Below are 16,703 nucleotides of genomic sequence, written 5' to 3'. Positions count from 1 at the left end.
GGGGAGAGGGATAGGCATCGACCCCGCCAGTGGCGGGCGGTGTTCTGCGCCTGACGTTTATGGATAAGATCCGCAAGAACCAGGCTCTGTATGTCGACTGATGGGATAATCCCTTATCGGCTCCGAACGCTCTGAACAGGAAATGCTGATATCTGCCTCATGGTCAAGCCATACCGGCCCAGAAGAGCGAAAGCAGGTCCATGCGGTTCCAGTTGTTCTCGAAGATATCGCCCGAATTCATTGCTCAGGAAGCCGCCCGCGTTGAACGGGCTTTTAATGCAGGCGACCTTTCCCAACGGATGAACCTTGCCAGCGATGATGTCGAAACACAGGCCATCATTGCCGCATTCAATAGCGTTCTGGATGCAGCAATGCGCCCGGTTGAAGCGCTGGGTACCAGCATTCACGCCATGACTGATGAGCATGATCGCGGCGATATCGACGTGATCATTCCAACCGGCAATTTCCGTGGTGATTTTGCCGTTATGGCGCAAGCGATCAATGAACTGGTCGAAGCGCATATCACGGTCAAGAAGAAGGCCATGGCCTGCGTCGCTGAATTCAGCGTGGGCAATTTCGAAGCTCCGTTTGAACAACTACCCGGCAAGAAGGCGTTCATTAACGACATCATCGAGACCTTGCGCGCAAACCTCACGGGCTTGATCGCGGCGATGAATCACATGAGCGCCGAACACGACAAGGGCGACATCGATGTGATCGTGCCGGTCGAAAAGTTCCAAGGCGATTTTGCGGTCATGGCCCATGGCATCAACCAGATGGTTGATGGCCACATTGCCGTGAAGAAAAAGGCGATGGCCTGCGTCAAGGCTTTCGGGCAGGGCAACTTCGATGCTCCGCTGGAACAGTTCCCCGGCAAGAAGGCGTTCATCAACGACACTATCGAAACCCTGCGCGGCAATTTGCGCGATATCACCTCCGAAGTGCAGAGCCTGATCACGGCCGCCACTGCCGGAAAGCTCGGGGAACGGGGTGATGTAAGACGCTTTGTCGGTGACTTTGCAGGGCTCGTCTCGGGCATCAACGGGATGCTGGAGGCTATTATCGAGCCCATCGTCGAAGGCAACGAGGTGCTTGCGCTGGTGAGCGAAGGCAACCTGATCCGGCGCGTTGAAATTGACTGCCACGGCGATCACCAGCGCATGAAGAACGCGATTAACCTGGTCGTCGACAACTTGCGCAAGACAGCGCAAGTGGCGGACCGGATCGCCGAAGGAGATCTCAGCGTCGATCATGTCGCGATGTCCGGTGCGGACAGCTTGGGTAACGCCTTGATCAGCATGATCAAGAACTTGCGCAAGACTGCGGAAGTCGCGGATCGGATCGCCGATGGAGACCTCACTGTCGAGCACTTCGCACTGTCCGATGCGGACCGGTTGGGCAATGCATTGATCAGCATGATCGAGCGCCTGTCCTCTGTCGTCGAAAGCACATCCCTCGCAGCCCAAAATGTGTCGAGCGGCAGCCGCCAGCTTGCCGCCAGTTCCGAACAGGTCTCGCAAGGGGCTACCGAGCAGGCCGCTTCTGCCGAGGAAGCTTCGGCGTCGATGGAGCAGATGGCAGGGAACATCAGACAGAACGCCGATAATGCCGCGCAAACCGAAAAGATCGCACGCCAATCGTCAAAGGATGCCGAGGAATCGGGCAAGGCGGTAGACAAAGCCGTGCAAGCCATGCGCACGATTGCCGAAAAGATCGGGATCGTTCAGGAAATCGCCCGGCAGACCGATCTTCTTGCGCTTAATGCTGCGGTTGAAGCTGCACGCGCCGGTGAACACGGCAAGGGCTTTGCCGTGGTGGCATCCGAAGTGCGCAAACTGGCCGAACGCAGCCAAGCTGCTGCATCGGAAATCGTCACGGTTTCCGGCGAAACGGTGAAGGCGGCGACCGAGGCGGGCGAGATGCTTGGGCGGTTGGTGCCCGATATCCGCCGCACCGCTGAGCTGGTCATCGAAATCAGCGCCGCCTGCCGCGAACAGGATATCGGTGCATCGCAAATCAACGAGGCGATCAAGCAACTCGACAAGGTTACGCAAATCAACGCGAGCGCATCTGATCAGATTTCCGCCACATCCGAGGAACTCGCATCGCAGGCCGAACAATTGCAGGATTCGATTTCGTTCTTCACGATCGATGGCGCCGAGCCAGCGAAGGGCGCTGCTGCACCGGAACGGAAACGCGTGCCTGCACGCACCACCAAGGTTACCCGTCCGGCGGTCAAGGTGACGCCGCGCAACGCGATTGGCAACTCCATTGAGGGCCAAAAAGCGCGGCTGAACGGTTTTTCACTCGACTTGCAAGATGGCGGTGCGGACAGTGAAGATGCAGATTTCGGGCGCGCGGCTTAGAGCCAGATTGGTCGGAAAGCGCTCTCGTCACACCTTCGCCGCGCCCAACCTCGGGCTTAGCATGTGCACCACCGCCAGCGCCACCAGATAGGCGCTGGCGCAGATCGCGAAGAGGATTTCGTAGCTGCCGGTGCTGTCCAGAATATATCCCGTAAACAGCGCCATCCCCATGCCGCCAAGCGCCCCCACGGTCCCGCCGATGCCCACGACCGAGCCGACCGCGCCGCGCGGGAACATGTCTGACGGGATGGTATAGAGGTTGGCCGAGAACGCCTGATGCGCGGCGGTGGCAAGGCCGATGATCAGCACCGCGCCCCACACGCTGTCGATGCTTTGCGCAAACCAGATCGGCAGCACGCACACCGCCGCCAGCAACATGGTCGATTTGCGGGCAAAGTTGACGCTATGCCCCGCCTTGATCAGGCGTGACGACATCCACCCGCCCGCAATCGAGCCGAAATCGGAGATCAGATAAATCGCGGCGAGCGGAAGGCCGAAAGTCTTGAGGTCCATGTCGTAGCGTTCGAACAGATAGCCCGGCAGCCAGAACAGGAAGAACCACCAGATCGGGTCGATCAGGAACTTGCCCAGCGCATAAGCCCATGTTTCGCGCACGGTCAGCAACTTGCTCCAGCCGATGGGCTCCACCGGATCGACCGGGTCCTGTTGGATCCACGCCAGTTCCTCTTTCGAAACGCGCGGGTGTTCGGATGGATGGCGATAGATGAACCACCATGCCAGCAGCCACACCACGCCGAAGATGCCGGTAATGAAAAACGCCGCGCGCCAGCCGAAGTACAGCACCAGCACCGGCACCAGCAGCGGCGTGATGATCGCACCCACATTTGCGCCGGCATTGAACAGGCCGATGGCAAAGGCGCGCTCGCGCTGCGGGAACCAGTCGGTCACCGCGCGGATACCGGCGGGGAAGTTGCCGCTCTCGCCCACGCCCAAGCCAAACCGCGCGGCGGCAAAGCTGGTAACGCCTGTGGCAAAGCCATGCGCCATATGGCCCAGCGTCCAGATCACGATGGCAATGGTATAGCCAAGCCTTGCGCCCAGCGCGTCAACGATCCGGCCAAAGCCGATATAGCCGATGGCATAAGCCACCTGGAACCAGAACACGATTGCGGCGAAATCACCCTCGGTCCAACCGAATTCGGCAACCAGCGTGGGCTTCAGCACGCCGATCATCTGCCGGTCGATATAGTTGACCGCCGTGGCCGCAAACAGCAGCGCGACGATCACCCAGCGATAGCGTCCGGCCTTCACCGCTGCGTTTTCTATGCTGGCAATTGGTGCTTCACCCACTGCATCTCTCCTGCGGGCACCCGCGTTTTTGGCGGTGCGCCTGAAACTGTCTAGATCTGGCGCGGCGTTGCTGCGGCAATATGGCACAGAACCTCGCCGCAGCCTTCGAACACCGCGCGCACGCTCTGCCCGATGCGCACTTCATGCACGCCGGTGATCGCACCGGTCGATACCCACAGGCCGCCGCTCACATCCACGCCGCGCGCGATCAGATTGGCGAGCAAAAACCGCACCGCGCCGTAAGGCCCGTCAAGCATTGTCGCCGCCGTGGCCGCGCCGATCACCACGCCGTCAATCTCGGTGCGCACCGGGATGGCGCACAAATCAACCTCTTGCCACCCCGCCAGCGCTGCCCCGCGCACCAGCCCGAAGTTGTTGCCATAGTCCGAAATCGTCACCAGCGGCCCATCGTTGTTGATGCCGGGATAAGGCGAGCTGGCGATTTCGATGCCAAGGCGGATGTCATCAAGAATGGCGATGGTGCCCGCATCATCGGTCGGCACGGGGCCGGCAAAGCCTGCTGCCACATGCAGCAGCAATTCGGCCTCCGCTGCCGCGAAGCCTTGGGCAAACACCGGCATCGCCGGAACATCGCCCGATGCTGCATCAACAACGCTATCGGCAAAGACCGGACCCGCCAGACGATTGGCCCCCAACGCTGCATCAAGCGGCGCATTGATCCGCCCCACCTTCCAGCCTGCTATCGCGCGGCCATCAATGGCAATCGCGCGATCCTGAATGGCATAAGCGCTTGCCAGATCGATTGGCGCGGTGCCAGGAAAGTGCGCAAGGCCAGTAGCCTGCGCCCTTGCCGCAACAAACGCTTGCGCAATCCCAGCCACATTCCCGGCCACATCCACAGTCAATGCATTCCCCATCCCTAGTCCTTCATTCCTTGCCCGGATGCCTATAGGAAACCGGTGTCATTCACAAGCGCCGGTTCAACCGGCACGATCAATTTTTATAAAGTGACGCCGCGTTTCCAGATCGCAATTGCGCGCTGGCCCCCGCGCTCTGCCGCCGTTTTGTGCCCGCTGGCAATGGCGATCAGCGCATCGAGGAATGCCCCGTCTGCCGCCACAGTGCCTTCGCGCAAGGCAAGGCTGGCATCAAAATCGATCCAGTGCGGTTTGGCCTTTGCCAGCGCCTCGTTCGACGCCACTTTCACGGTCGGCACCGGAAAGCCCAGCGGCGTCCCGCGTCCGGTGGTGAACAGAACCATCGTCGCGCCCGCTGCCGCCAGCGCGGTGGATGATACCGCATCATTGCCCGGCGCTTCGAGCAGCGCGAGGCCACCGGGCGGTGCCTGCTCGCCATAATCGAGCACCGAAACCAGCGGCGCGGTTCCGGCTTTCTGCACCGCACCTGCCGATTTTTCCTCCAGCGTGGTAATCCCGCCCGCAATGTTACCGGGCGATGGGTTTTCCGATACCGGCAGGCCCTGATCCAGATAGTAACGCTTGAACCGGTTGACCAAAGCCGCCGCCTTTTCAAACGTCTGCGCCGTTGTCGCGCGCGCCAGCAGCGCTTGTTCTGCCCCGAAAATCTCGGGGATTTCGGTCAGGACCGGAGTACCTCCCGCCGCTGCCAGCACATCGGCAAAGCGCCCCAGCAAGGGATTGGCCGTAAGCCCCGAAAACCCGTCAGACCCGCCGCACTTCAGCCCCACCGTCAGCGCCGATAGCGGCAGTGTTTCGCGCTTGGCCATCGCAGCCTGCGCCACCAGCGCGTCGATCAGCGCGCCTGCCTCGGCCAGTTCATCACCTGCCGCCTGTGATGACAGCACCCGCACTTTGCCGCGCGCGCATTGCGGAATCGCCGCCAGCAAATCGGCCAGTTGATTCGATTCGCACCCTAGCGCCAACAGCAGCACGCCTGCCGCATTGGGATTGGCCGCAAGGCCCGCCAGAAGCGCGCGCGTCCCGCCCAGATCATCGCCCAATTGCGAGCAGCCGTGCGGGTGGGCAAAGGCCATCACGCCATCAATCCGCCCCGCAGCGATCAGCGCCGCGTGGCGCACATTGGCCTCGCGCGCCACCTGCTCTGCGGTCAGCCCAACGCAACCAACGCTCGGCAAAATCCAAACCTCGTTGCGCGTGGCGGCGCGGCCATCGGCGCGCATATAGCCTTGCCATGTGCGGCTTGACGGCACTGCCGCTGCCGCAACCACCTTTGCCGGAGCGCGATAGGCCACTTCGCCGGCCAGCGCCGTGGCAAGGTTGTGCGTGTGCACATGCGCCCCTGCCGCAATCGGGCATGTCGCCCGTCCGATGGCCAAGCCATATTTGGTCACCGCTGCGCCCGCCGCGATGGCTGCCAGCGCTATCTTGTGCCCTTGCGGCACGTTATCGGCCAAAGTCACCATGCCAAATGCCCCGCTCACCACCGCGCCGCGCTCCAGCGCGCACAGCGCCACGGCCACGTTATCAATCGCGTGGATTTGCAATGCCTTGGCAGCAGAATCGGAAGGGTAAGCCATCAACACTCCGCAACCGGAAACAACGCAGGGCTCTAAGTGGTAACCGGTGTCATCTTTGCTACCATTGCATTTGCCCCGATGCAACGGCTAGGAAGATTACCATACTGACACCGGTGTGTTTTGAGGAATCAGCGTGAAAATCAAACGCGACGGCAAGCCGACGATCAACGATGTGGCCCGCCTTTCGGGCGTTTCCAAAAAGACCGTCAGCCGCGTGATCAACCGCTCGCCCCTATTGAACGAGGCGACGCGCGAAAAGGTCGAGGCGGTCATCGCCGATCTTGGCTATGTGCCAAATCCGCAAGCCCGCGCGCTGGCGTTGCGTCGCAATTTCCTGATCGGGTTGATCCACGATAACCCCAATGCGCAGATGGTGCTGGGCGTGCAGGAAGGCATCCTTTCCGCCATCCGCGAAACTGAATTCGCGCTGGTGGTGCGGCCGGTCAACCGCCGCTCGCCCACGATGCGCGAAGATGTGCGTGCCTTTCTCGAACAGCAGCGGCTCTATGGCGTGCTGATCCTGCCCCCCATTTCCGAAAACGATGATCTTGCCGCCGTGTGCGATGAACTGGGCGTATCATGGGTGCGTATGGGTTCGGCGCAGTTGGACGCCGAAGAACACATGGTTGCCTCGAACGACCGGGAGGCCGTCGCCAAGGCGGTCGCCTATCTGGTCGGGCGCGGCCATCGCCGGATCGGCTTCGTCGCAGGCCCCGAAGGCTTCCGCTCTGCTGCCGAACGCGCACTGGGCTATGGCGATGCGCTGGCCAGCGCTGCGATCACCGCCGATCCCGCGATCATGGCCGAGGGCAATTACACTTTCGAAAGCGGCCACGCAGCGGGCGAGAAACTCCTCGCCACCACCCCCCGCCCCTCCGCGATCTTTGCCAGCAACGATGAAATGGCCGCAGGTGTGCTTCATGCCGCGCGCGAACAAGGCCTCTCGGTGCCCGAAGACCTCTCGATCGTCGGCTTCGATGATACCGCGATTGCCGCCCACATCTGGCCTCCGCTCACCACCGTGCGCTGGCCGATCCAGGCCATGGCCCGCGCCGCCGCAATCAAACTGATCGACCCGGCAAAGGCCCGGCATGAACCCTCGCTCTTCCTTTCAGACCTGATCGAACGCGCATCGGTGAATGACGTCTAGCGCTTGGCGAGGTCACCCATCCCACCACCCTCGTCATTGCTTCTCCCCGCCACGCCCGTCTCGCCATGACGAAGCTGCGGTGACGATACAAAGGCTGCCGAAGCGCACGGCGCAATCGCAGCAGGGTTTCACGCAGAGACGCAGAGAAGAAGGGAGGCGCGGAGATCGCGCGCGTGGTCAAAGGCCCCTTCCGATCCGCAAAGGTTTTGCAATTATATCTTTTGCAAACACCCGCTAAACTTCTACCCACCTTCGTCATTGCGAGCCGCGCAAAGCGCGGAGAAGCAATCCAGAGTTGGCCGGAACCACCGCCGATTGCTTCGCCAGCCTCGCCTACGCCCACCCCCTCCGCGTCTCCCTTCTTCTCTGCGTCTCTGCGTGAAACAAAACCCGCAGGATCAAAACCGCCACGCACCCCAAACCCCAAGAATCGGCTTGCGCGATTTTATGACACCGGTTACCAACGCCTCAACTGTTTAACGATCAAGCCCCGGCGCAATCACGCGGGGACGAGAGGACATTCATGAAAATCGCACTCATCATCGAGAATAGCCAGGCTGCCAAAAACGCCGTGGTCAATGAAGCCCTGACTGCCGTGGCAGAACCTTTGGGCCATCAGGTGTTCAACTATGGCATGTACACACCCGAAGACGCAGCCTCGCTGACATATGTGATGAACGGCTTGCTCTCGGGCATCCTGCTCAATTCGGGCGCGGCAGATTTCGTCGTCACCGGTTGCGGCACCGGCATGGGTTCGATGCTGGCGGCAAACGCCATGCCCGGCGTGTTCTGCGGCCTTGTGATTGATCCGACCGATGCCTTCCTGTTTGGCCAGATCAACGATGGCAACGCCATTTCGATGCCCTATTCCAAGGGCTTTGGCTGGGCTGCCGAACTGAACCTGCAAGACGTTTACGCCAAGCTGTTCGATGGCGAACGCGGCCTTGGCTACCCCAAGGAACGCGCGCAAATCATGGCCAAGAACCGTGGCATCCTGAAAGATCTGAAATCCGCATCGTGCCGCGATATGCTCACCGTGCTGAAGACCGTCGATCAGGACCTGCTCAAGGCGACCATCGCCGGTGAACACTTCGCCGAATACTTCTATGCCAATGCCACCGATGAAGCCATCGTCGCTTACCTGCGCGAACTGACGGCCTGAGCACAAAAGCCATGAACCCCAGCTTTGATCTTTCGGGCCGCGTTGCGGTGGTCACCGGTGCCAATACCGGCATCGGACAGGGCATCGCCGTGGCCCTCGCTGCGGCAGGAGCAGACATCGCGGCAGTTGGCCGCTCGTCTGCCGATGAGACCGCCGCAATGGTGCGCGCGCTTGGCCGCAAGTGTGAACTGGTCAGCGCCGATTTGTCCTCCATCGCGCCGGTTGGCGATGTGGTGGAACAGGTCGTCTCGTCGCTCGGCGGCTTGGATATTCTGGTCAACAATGCCGGGATCATCCGCCGCGCCGATTCGGTCGATTTCACCGAGGCGGATTGGGATGCGGTGATCGACACCAATCTCAAATCGGTGTTCTTCCTGTGTCAGGCTGCGGGCCGCCACATGATCGCCCGTCACGAAGCCACCGGCCAGCGCGGCAAGATCGTGAACATCGCCTCGATGCTCAGCTTTCAGGGCGGCATCCGCGTGCCCAGCTACACCGCCAGCAAAAGCGGCGTTGCGGGGCTGACCAAGCTGCTCGCCTGCGAATGGGCGGCCAAGGGCGTAAACGTCAATGCCATCGCGCCCGGCTATATCGCCACCAACAACACCGCCGCGCTACAAGCTGATGAAACGCGCAACCGCCAGATCATCGAGCGCATTCCCGAAGGCCGCTGGGGCAGCCCCGAGGATATCGGCGGGGCCGCCGTGTTCCTTTCCAGCAAGGCCGCCGATTACGTGCAAGGCCATGTGCTCGCGGTCGATGGCGGATGGCTCGCGCGGTGACGGCGAACGCGCCGGTCGTCTGTTTTGGCGAAATGCTGCTGCGCCTCTCGCCGCCGGGCGCGCGACTGATGGTGCAGGCCGATACGCTTGAGGTGAACGTCGGCGGGGCCGAGGCCAATGTCGCCGCCGCACTCTCCTCGCTCGGCCACGCCACGCGCATGGTCACGCGCCTGCCCGATAGCCCGCTGGGCGCAAAGGCGCGCGCAAGCCTGGGCAGCGCGGGCGTCGATACGCGCTTTGCCGTGCAGGGGCCGGGCCGGATGGGGCTCTATTTCCTTGAACCCGGTTCAGGGTTGCGGCCCTCGTCCATCACGTATGACCGCGCAGGTTCCGCCTTTGCGCAGGCGCGCATCGAAGATTTCGATCTGAGCGGAGCGTTGGGCGGCGCACGTTTGCTGCACATGTCGGGCATCACTCCCGCGCTTGGCCCCAATGGCGTGGCATTGGCCTTTGCCGCGATGGCGGCGGCCAAAGCGGCGGGCGTGCCGATCTGTTTCGATGGCAATTACCGCGCGCTGCTGTGGGATGCATGGGACAGCGATCCGCGCAGCATCCTGACCGAACTGGTCAGCGCGGCCACGATCCTGATCGGCAATCACCGCGATATCTCGCTGCTTTTGGGCAAGACCTTTTCGGGTGACGGGGCAGAGCGGCGGCGCGAGGCAGTCGACGCCGCCTTTGCAGCATTCCCCAATCTGCAACTGGTCGCCTCGACCGCGCGCCACGTGGTCAGCAGCGATCATCACCGCCTTGCCGCGCGCGTCGATACACGCGGCGGCAAGTTCCAGACGCCCGAAATTGACGTGACCGGGATTGTTGACCGGATCGGCACCGGCGATGCCTTTGCCGCAGGCGTCCTGCACCAGTGGCTGCATGCAGGCGATGAGCAGGCGATGGCCGAGGGCGGCCTCGCCCTTGCTGCGCTCAAACATTCGCAACCCGGCGATATGTGCCTGATCGGTCCGGCAGAATTGGCGGCGTTCTCTGCCCAAGGCGGCGATGTCCGGCGGTAACATCACGCGCCGCGCGCTGATCGGCAGTGGCGCGGCGCTATTGGCCCATCCGGTTTTGGCCTCCCGCCTCACCGGCCAGCGCGAAAACGGCGTGCAAGCCTTCAAAGGCATCCGCTATGGCCGCGCCGCACGGTTTGCGCGCGCGGTGGCCGAACCTTACACCGGCCCACAGGGCAAAGCGCAAGGCTTTGCCCCCATCGCCCCGCAACGCGGTGGCGGGGATGAAGCGCAATCCGAAGATTGCCTGTTCCTCAACGTCTGGACCCCCGATGCCGACCCCCGCGCCAAGCGCGCGGTCATGGTCTATTTCCACGGCGGGGCCTGCACTTCGGGCACCGTCACCGATCCGCTCACCCACGGCGCTGCCCTTGCCGCGCAAGGCGATGTCGTGGTCGTCACCGTCAATCACCGCTTGAACGCGCTGGGCTATGCCTGGCTAAAACCGTTCGGCAGCCGGTTCGCCGATAGCGGCAATCTGGGCCAGTTGGACCTGATCCTCGCGCTCGAATGGGTGCGCGATCACATCGCCGGTTTCGGCGGCGATCCGGCGCGGGTGATGGCGTTTGGCCAATCGGGCGGCGGCGCAAAGATCGCCACGCTCATGGCCATGCCCGCCGCGCGCGGCCTGTTCCACGCCGCCGCCACAATGAGCGGCCAGCAAGTCACCGCCAGCGGCCCGAACAACGCATGGCGGCGCACGCAGGCGCTGATGGCCGCGCTCAAACTGCCGCCCGATGATGTCGAGGCCTTGCGCACCATGCCGCTTGAGCGGCTGATCGAAGGGCTGGGCGCGATTGATCCGGTGATGGGCGCTGGCCCGCTCTATTTCGGGCCGGTGCTGGATATGACCAACCTGCCGCGCCACCCGTTCTGGCCCGATGCCGCGCCGCAATCGCTGGCCATCCCGATGATCCTTGGCAATACGCGCGAGGAAACCCGCGCCTTCATCGATCCGCGCGGGGCCAAAGCGCAGGGCCTAAGCTGGGACAATCTGCCCGCCCGCATCGCGCCCGAAATCAAGATCGATCTCGATGTCGCGTGGGTGGTCAGCCAATACCGCGCGCAGTTTCCGCAATGGACGCCCGAACAGGTGCTCTACGCCGCCACCACCGCCGGCCGGTCATGGCCGGGGCAGGTGATCGAGGCCGATGCGCGCGCGCAGGCAGGCGCAACCGCCACATGGGTCTATCAGCTGTACCGCGCTTCCCCGCTCGATCCCTTGCGCGGCGCGGCGCATACCGATGATATTCCCTATGTTTTCGGTACGCTCAATGCACCCGGCAGCAAAAGCGGCACCGATACCGGCGCGCAATGCACCAGCAGGTTGATGATGCAGGCGTTCACCGGCCTTGCCAAAACCGGCAAGCCGGGGCTGGCAGACTGGTCGGCCTACACCATGCCCCGCCGCGCAACGCTGCTGGTGGGTGACGGTGTGGTCAGCATCAGCGACGACCCGCGCGGATGGGAACGCGCGCTGTGGGCTACGGGGCCTTATGTTCAACCGGGGAGCTGACCGGCGCCGAGGCTGAAGGTTCCGCCACCGGATAGGCCACGATCAGCGCCAGAGGCTTATCGCCCTTTTGCCAGATGCCCACATTCGCGCCGTCATAAAGATAGGCGGTCATGCCCTTTTTCAAGAGCGCGCGCTGCCCGTCAGAGACGACCTCGCCCTCCCCTTCCAGCACGTAATAGACCTCGTCATGGCGGATCACGTGTTCGCCAATGGCCGCCCCCACATCCAGCGTGCGGCGGCGGAATTCCATGCGGCGCGGTTGCGGGGCGCGATCGCTGATCCGCCATGCCGTGCTCATGCCGATGGCCCCGTGCGGCACCGGTTCGCGCCGCATAGTATCGGCCTCGTCAATCACCGCCATCGGCGGCGCTGCGGACATCAGCAGGCCCAGCAATACGCTCATGGCTTACGCATCTCCTTGTCGCGCTCGGACAGCTTTTCCTGAGCGCCCGCCTTCTGCCCCGGATAGCGCCCCGCCTTGGGCGTCATCGCATCAAGGTTCCAGTCGGCCTCCACAAACGGCGCGAAAGTCGGCACCGGATGGGGATAGCCGCCCACTTCGCTTTCATCATCAATGATATCGCCGCGCCCTTCGGCGACGAAAAACAGCACGCGGATGTCATCGGGCGCACGGTCCCAAGGCCGCGCGCCTGCGGTGGCCAGCACCGATGTTTCCACCTCGCCCGATGGCAGCACGGCATAGCGCGACAGGTCCGCCAGCGGCGCTTTGGCGGCAATCAGCTTGGCGCGCGTTTCGCCATAGCGCCCGAATTGCGGCAGCGCCACGCCGTGCCGGTCCACCGCGCGGTTGTCCTTGCCGTAATAGGCCAGATCGCCATCGCCGCCCAGCATCAGGAACGGCAGGCCGGGGTTGGTATCGTTCCCGCCGCGCATCACATTGCCAATCGCGGTGATCTCGCCGGTCACATAATCGTGCCCCGCCCATTCCAGATTCATCAGGTTATAATGCACCGCGCGATGGCCGGGATTGTAGATCACATTGTTGATCATCGCCACTTGCGCCCCGCCTTTCACCAGCGGCGCGCGCTCGACATTGTGCGCCCAGACATTGCGGTAAAACGTGATGTTCGTCGCATTATCGTGGATCAGCGAACCCTTGGAATGCTCGCCCTTGGGATGGCTTGAATTGGCAAGGCCCTCTGCTGCCAGATTGTCGCGGAACACGATATCGTGGCTGGTGCCCGCGCGCCAATCGGCCACGCTATTGCCGGTAAAGCGCGGGCCGGAGGCGGACATGTTTTCATCCAGACCCCATAGAAAGCTGCAATGCTCCACCACCACATTGCGCGCCGCCACGGTGGAAAAGGCGTCTGCCTCCCATCCCGAAAGCTTCGCCTGCCCGTCCGCGCCCGTCATGACCCGCAAGTGCGAAAGGATCACGTCATGCGTCTTGAGGTCAATCCCGCCCTTGATGATCGTGATGCCCGGCGATGGCGCGGTTTGCCCTGCAATCGTCAGATAGGGTTCGGTAATGTCAATCGAGCTGCGGCCAAAATCGATCACCCCGCCCACTTCGAACACCACCGTGCGCGGTCCCTTGGCGGCAATCGCTTCGGCCAGCGATCCCGGCCCTGCCTTGGCCAAGGTCGTTACGCGGATGATTCGCCCGCCTACTCCGCCCTTGGTCGGATCGGCAGGATGCGGCTGCGCCATCGCCACACCGGCAGTCAGCGCCAGCACGGCGACGGAAACAAGGGCTTTATGCAAGCTTGCAAGCATTTTCGAATCTCCCGTGTCACGGTTATTGACAGAGGCGCAGAGGAAGGGCAATAAATAATGACACCGGTTACCTTGATCGCATCAAAAGCGTCACGGCATCGGACAATGCAATCGGCATGGCAGCTTAGCGCCTGACCGATATGTGGGAGTAGTGGTGTCAGTGGAGGTGCAGCGCCAATGCGCGTTCCCCTTTGACACCGGTAGCAATTGCCCTGAAAGGGGCGTCGAGGGGATTGGTTATGCCAAGTTTGGTTTCGCGCGTTTCGCTGTTGAAGGTGGCCCTGTTGGCCGGTGGAGCGCTTGGCGCTCCCGCATTTGCCATGGCGCAGGATGCCGCGCCGCAAGAACAGGCGGCTGATGCCACCTTGCCCGCAGATGAGGCTGAAAATGGCGCGATTGTCGTCACCGGCTTCCGCCAGTCGCTGCAAGCCGCGATCAACGTCAAGAAAAACGCGGTCGGCGCGGTCGATGCCATCGTCGCCGAAGATATCGCCAAGTTCCCCGATCAGAACCTTGCCGAATCGCTCCAGCGCATTCCCGGTATCTCGATCTCGCGCGATGCTGGTGAAGGCCGCGCCATCACTGTTCGCGGTCTCTCCAGCCAGTTCACCCGCGTTCGCGTAAACGGCATGGAAACCGTCGCCACCTCGGTCGATGGTGCCAGCTCCAACCGTGATCGCGCGTTCGATTTCAACGTGTTTGCATCCGAACTGTTCAGCTCGATCGTCGTCCACAAAACCGCCGAAGCCTCGCTTGATGAAGGTTCGCTCGGCGCGGTGGTTGATCTCAACACCGGCAACCCGCTCGCGGGCAAGGCAGGCCTCACCGGCGTTGCTTCGGTCGTCGCCAATTACAACGATCTGTCAGACTATGTCGGCCCCCGCCTTGCCGGACTGCTCAGCTGGCGCAACGATTCCGGAACCTTCGGTGTGTCGGTGTCCGCAGCCTACCAGAAGACGCAGATCCTTGAACTTGGCAACAACTCGGTGCGTTGGGCACAGGCCCGCTTCGATTCGGTCGATGGTGCACCTTGCTTTACCACCAGCGCAGTCGTTCTCACCGGTCGCCCAAACAGCGGCGGCGTCTATACCAATGGCCGCAATGCTGCCTGCGATAAAGCCGCGCTCGCCTTTCACCCGCGCATCCCGCGCTATGGCGAAGTGAAGCATGATCGTGAACGTCTCGGTGTTACCGGCTCGATCCAGTTCGCGCCAACCGATGCGACCAAGATCTCGATCGACGGCCTCTATTCGCGCTTCAACAATGATCGCAACGAAAAGTGGGGCGAAGTGCTGTTCCGCAGCAACGAACGCTCGATCGATGTGCTCAACCCGGTTTATGATGCCAACAACAACATGATCAAGGGCACGTTCAACGATGCCTGGGTGCGCACCGAACATTATCTGCGCAAGAGCACGACCGAGTTCTACCAGATCGGCGGCACATGGGATCAGGACGTGTCCGACACGTTCCGCTTCACCGCGCTGGGCGGCATTTCCAAATCAGACGCCGATATCCCTGTCGAAACCACGATGATCTTCGATGATCGTGATGCGCAAGGGTATTCCTATGATTACACCGATATGCAGCGCCCGAAGCTGACCTTCGGCACCAGCGTGACAGACCCTGCCAACTTCCAGCTCGCCGAAATCCGTGATCGTCCCTCCAACGTGGTCAACCGCTTCAAGACCGCACAATTGCGCACCGAATGGGATGTGACCGAAGGCTTCACCATCAAGACAGGTGCGATGTGGCGCCAGTTCAATTTCGATGCCGAAGCCTTTACGCGTGATACTGCGGTGTGCGGCAACGGCGGCCTTGATCGCGTGCTTGGCACGGTCACTTGTTCGGCCAGCACTGCATTTGGCCCAACGGCGATCTATGGCCTTCCGGTAACCTCGGCGCTTTCGCAAGTGTTTAACCTTGGCAATGCCGGGCAGCCTGCGGGCAATACCAATTCGTGGCTGGTGCCCAACCTGCCTGCCACCACAACGCTGACCGGACTCTACAACCGGCCCCTCGTCAATGATGCGGGCAATATCCGTGGCGTTCAGGAAACCACCAAGGGCGGCTATATCCAGTTCGATGCCAAGGGCGATCTGTTCGGCCTGAACTATGCGCTGAACGCCGGCATGCGCTATGTGAAGACCGACCAGTCTTCCTACGGCCTTGTCAGCGGCGTGGAAGCCACGGTGACACGCAGCTATTCGGACTGGCTGCCCGCCGCCAATCTGGCGCTCTACCCGACCGAAAATGTCATCATTCGCGGCGCAGTTGCCGAAGTGATTACGCGCCCCACGCTGGGATCGCTCACCCCGGGCGGTTCGGCTGATGGCTTCAACTTCCGCGTCACCAGCGGCAATCCGTTCCTCGAACCGTTCCGCGCCACCAACTATGATGTGGCCGTGGAATGGTACTTTGCCCCGCAAGCACTGCTGTCCATCGCAGGTTTCATCAAGGACGTGGCCAGCTTCACCCAGTCAGCCGCCATCACCGAAGCCACGTTTGCTCAGACCGGCCTGCCGGTATCGGTGCTTAACCCGTCGTCGCCTGCCGCGCTGACCCCGGCCTTGCTCAATCAGCCGATCTGGACGCTGACCACCACCGTCAACGGCACCGGAGCCAAGCTCAAGGGCATCGAAATCGCCGCGCAAATCCCGTTCAAGATTTTCGCTGACGGGTTCCTCGGCAATTTCGGCATTCTGGCCAACGCCACCTTCATCGACAGCGACGCCGAATATACACTGCAAGGTCCAGCCACCGCTCCGGGCGGCGCGCTGGTCAACGTGATCCGCAACGCTGCGCTCGCCAACGTATCTAGCCAAGCCTACAACGGCACACTCTATTACGATGATGGCATCTTCTCGGCGCGCGTGATGGGCACCTATCGCAGCCGCTATCACGAAGGCGCGAGCGGCACCGGCAACGTGCTCGAAGGCTTCGGCGGCATGTTCAACCTCGATGCCTCGATCCGCTACAAGTTGACCGAATGGGCCGAAATCTCGGTCGAAGGCAACAACCTGCTCGATACCTATCGCTATCGTTTCACCGATTTCGATGCAGACCGTAACTACGAAAACAATCACTTCGGACGCAACTTCCTGGTGGGCGCACGCTTCAAGTACTGATCCCACCAACAGCCGGGCGCGAGTCTCCCACACGCCCGGCTGTTTTGGGGATCATGCCC

Annotated in this window: 12 protein-coding genes; 7 read left to right on the top strand and 5 right to left on the bottom strand. The window is 62.0% G+C overall.

Annotation, left to right across the window (positions count from 1 at the left end):
* Positions 1 to 200 precede the first annotated feature (200 nt).
* Positions 201 to 2,366, top strand: coding sequence for a methyl-accepting chemotaxis protein (locus IP81_RS16450; RefSeq protein WP_054109100.1), 2,166 nt, complete (start codon positions 201 to 203; stop codon positions 2,364 to 2,366).
* Between the two features lie 27 nt (positions 2,367 to 2,393).
* On the opposite strand, the gene IP81_RS16445 is transcribed toward IP81_RS16450, so the two are convergent.
* From IP81_RS16445 to IP81_RS16435, 3 genes are all read right to left on the bottom strand, one after another.
* A complete protein-coding gene (locus IP81_RS16445) occupies positions 2,394 to 3,677 on the bottom strand; it encodes an MFS transporter (RefSeq protein WP_082356253.1) in 1,284 nt (427 codons plus the stop codon).
* Positions 3,678 to 3,727: 50 nt separating this feature from the next.
* Entirely contained in the window at positions 3,728 to 4,555 is an 828-nt protein-coding gene (locus tag IP81_RS16440; RefSeq protein ID WP_054109099.1) for a 2-keto-4-pentenoate hydratase, read from the bottom strand.
* 83 nt (positions 4,556 to 4,638) lie between these two features.
* A complete protein-coding gene (locus IP81_RS16435; protein ID WP_054109098.1) occupies positions 4,639 to 6,156 on the bottom strand; it encodes a UxaA family hydrolase in 1,518 nt (505 codons plus the stop codon).
* A gap of 139 nt (positions 6,157 to 6,295) precedes the next feature.
* Here IP81_RS16435 and IP81_RS16430 point away from each other — a divergent pair, with 139 nt between their 5' ends.
* The 5 genes from IP81_RS16430 to IP81_RS16410 all read left to right on the top strand — a co-directional run bounded on the left by IP81_RS16430 (position 6,296) and on the right by IP81_RS16410 (position 11,776).
* Complete coding sequence (locus IP81_RS16430) at positions 6,296 to 7,306, top strand: LacI family DNA-binding transcriptional regulator (RefSeq protein WP_054109101.1); 1,011 nt, start codon at positions 6,296 to 6,298, stop codon at positions 7,304 to 7,306.
* A 523-nt stretch (positions 7,307 to 7,829) separates the two neighbouring features.
* The gene (locus IP81_RS16425; protein WP_054109097.1) at positions 7,830 to 8,468 is read left to right on the top strand and encodes an RpiB/LacA/LacB family sugar-phosphate isomerase; all 639 of its coding nucleotides are present in this window, start codon (positions 7,830 to 7,832) and stop codon (positions 8,466 to 8,468) included.
* An 11-nt stretch (positions 8,469 to 8,479) separates the two neighbouring features.
* The gene (gene kduD, locus IP81_RS16420) at positions 8,480 to 9,250 is read left to right on the top strand and encodes a 2-dehydro-3-deoxy-D-gluconate 5-dehydrogenase KduD (protein ID WP_054109096.1); all 771 of its coding nucleotides are present in this window, start codon (positions 8,480 to 8,482) and stop codon (positions 9,248 to 9,250) included.
* Entirely contained in the window at positions 9,235 to 10,263 is a 1,029-nt protein-coding gene (locus tag IP81_RS16415; protein ID WP_054109095.1) for a sugar kinase, read from the top strand. Before kduD ends, IP81_RS16415 begins: the two co-directional genes overlap by 16 nt.
* On the top strand, positions 10,250 to 11,776 hold the full coding sequence (locus IP81_RS16410) for a carboxylesterase/lipase family protein (RefSeq protein ID WP_054109094.1): 1,527 nt from the start codon (positions 10,250 to 10,252) through the stop codon (positions 11,774 to 11,776). Before IP81_RS16415 ends, IP81_RS16410 begins: the two co-directional genes overlap by 14 nt.
* Here the strand turns inward: IP81_RS16410 and IP81_RS16405 are convergent.
* A complete protein-coding gene (locus IP81_RS16405; RefSeq protein ID WP_054109093.1) occupies positions 11,745 to 12,179 on the bottom strand; it encodes a cupin domain-containing protein in 435 nt (144 codons plus the stop codon). The genes IP81_RS16410 and IP81_RS16405 overlap by 32 nt on opposite strands.
* Positions 12,176 to 13,516 carry a polysaccharide lyase family 1 protein gene (locus tag IP81_RS16400; RefSeq protein ID WP_054109092.1) on the bottom strand — a complete coding sequence of 447 codons (1,341 nt, stop codon included), beginning with the start codon at positions 13,514 to 13,516 and terminating at the stop codon, positions 12,176 to 12,178. The genes IP81_RS16405 and IP81_RS16400 overlap by 4 nt, the downstream gene beginning before the upstream one ends.
* Before the next feature lie 239 nt (positions 13,517 to 13,755).
* Here IP81_RS16400 and IP81_RS16395 point away from each other — a divergent pair, with 239 nt between their 5' ends.
* On the top strand, positions 13,756 to 16,644 hold the full coding sequence (locus tag IP81_RS16395) for a TonB-dependent receptor (protein ID WP_054109091.1): 2,889 nt from the start codon (positions 13,756 to 13,758) through the stop codon (positions 16,642 to 16,644).
* Positions 16,645 to 16,703: the final 59 nt, after the last annotated feature.

Source organism: Novosphingobium sp. AAP83 (assembly GCF_001295795.1).
GTDB lineage: Bacteria > Pseudomonadota > Alphaproteobacteria > Sphingomonadales > Sphingomonadaceae > Novosphingobium.
This window is presented reverse-complemented; position numbering and strand designations above follow the sequence as displayed.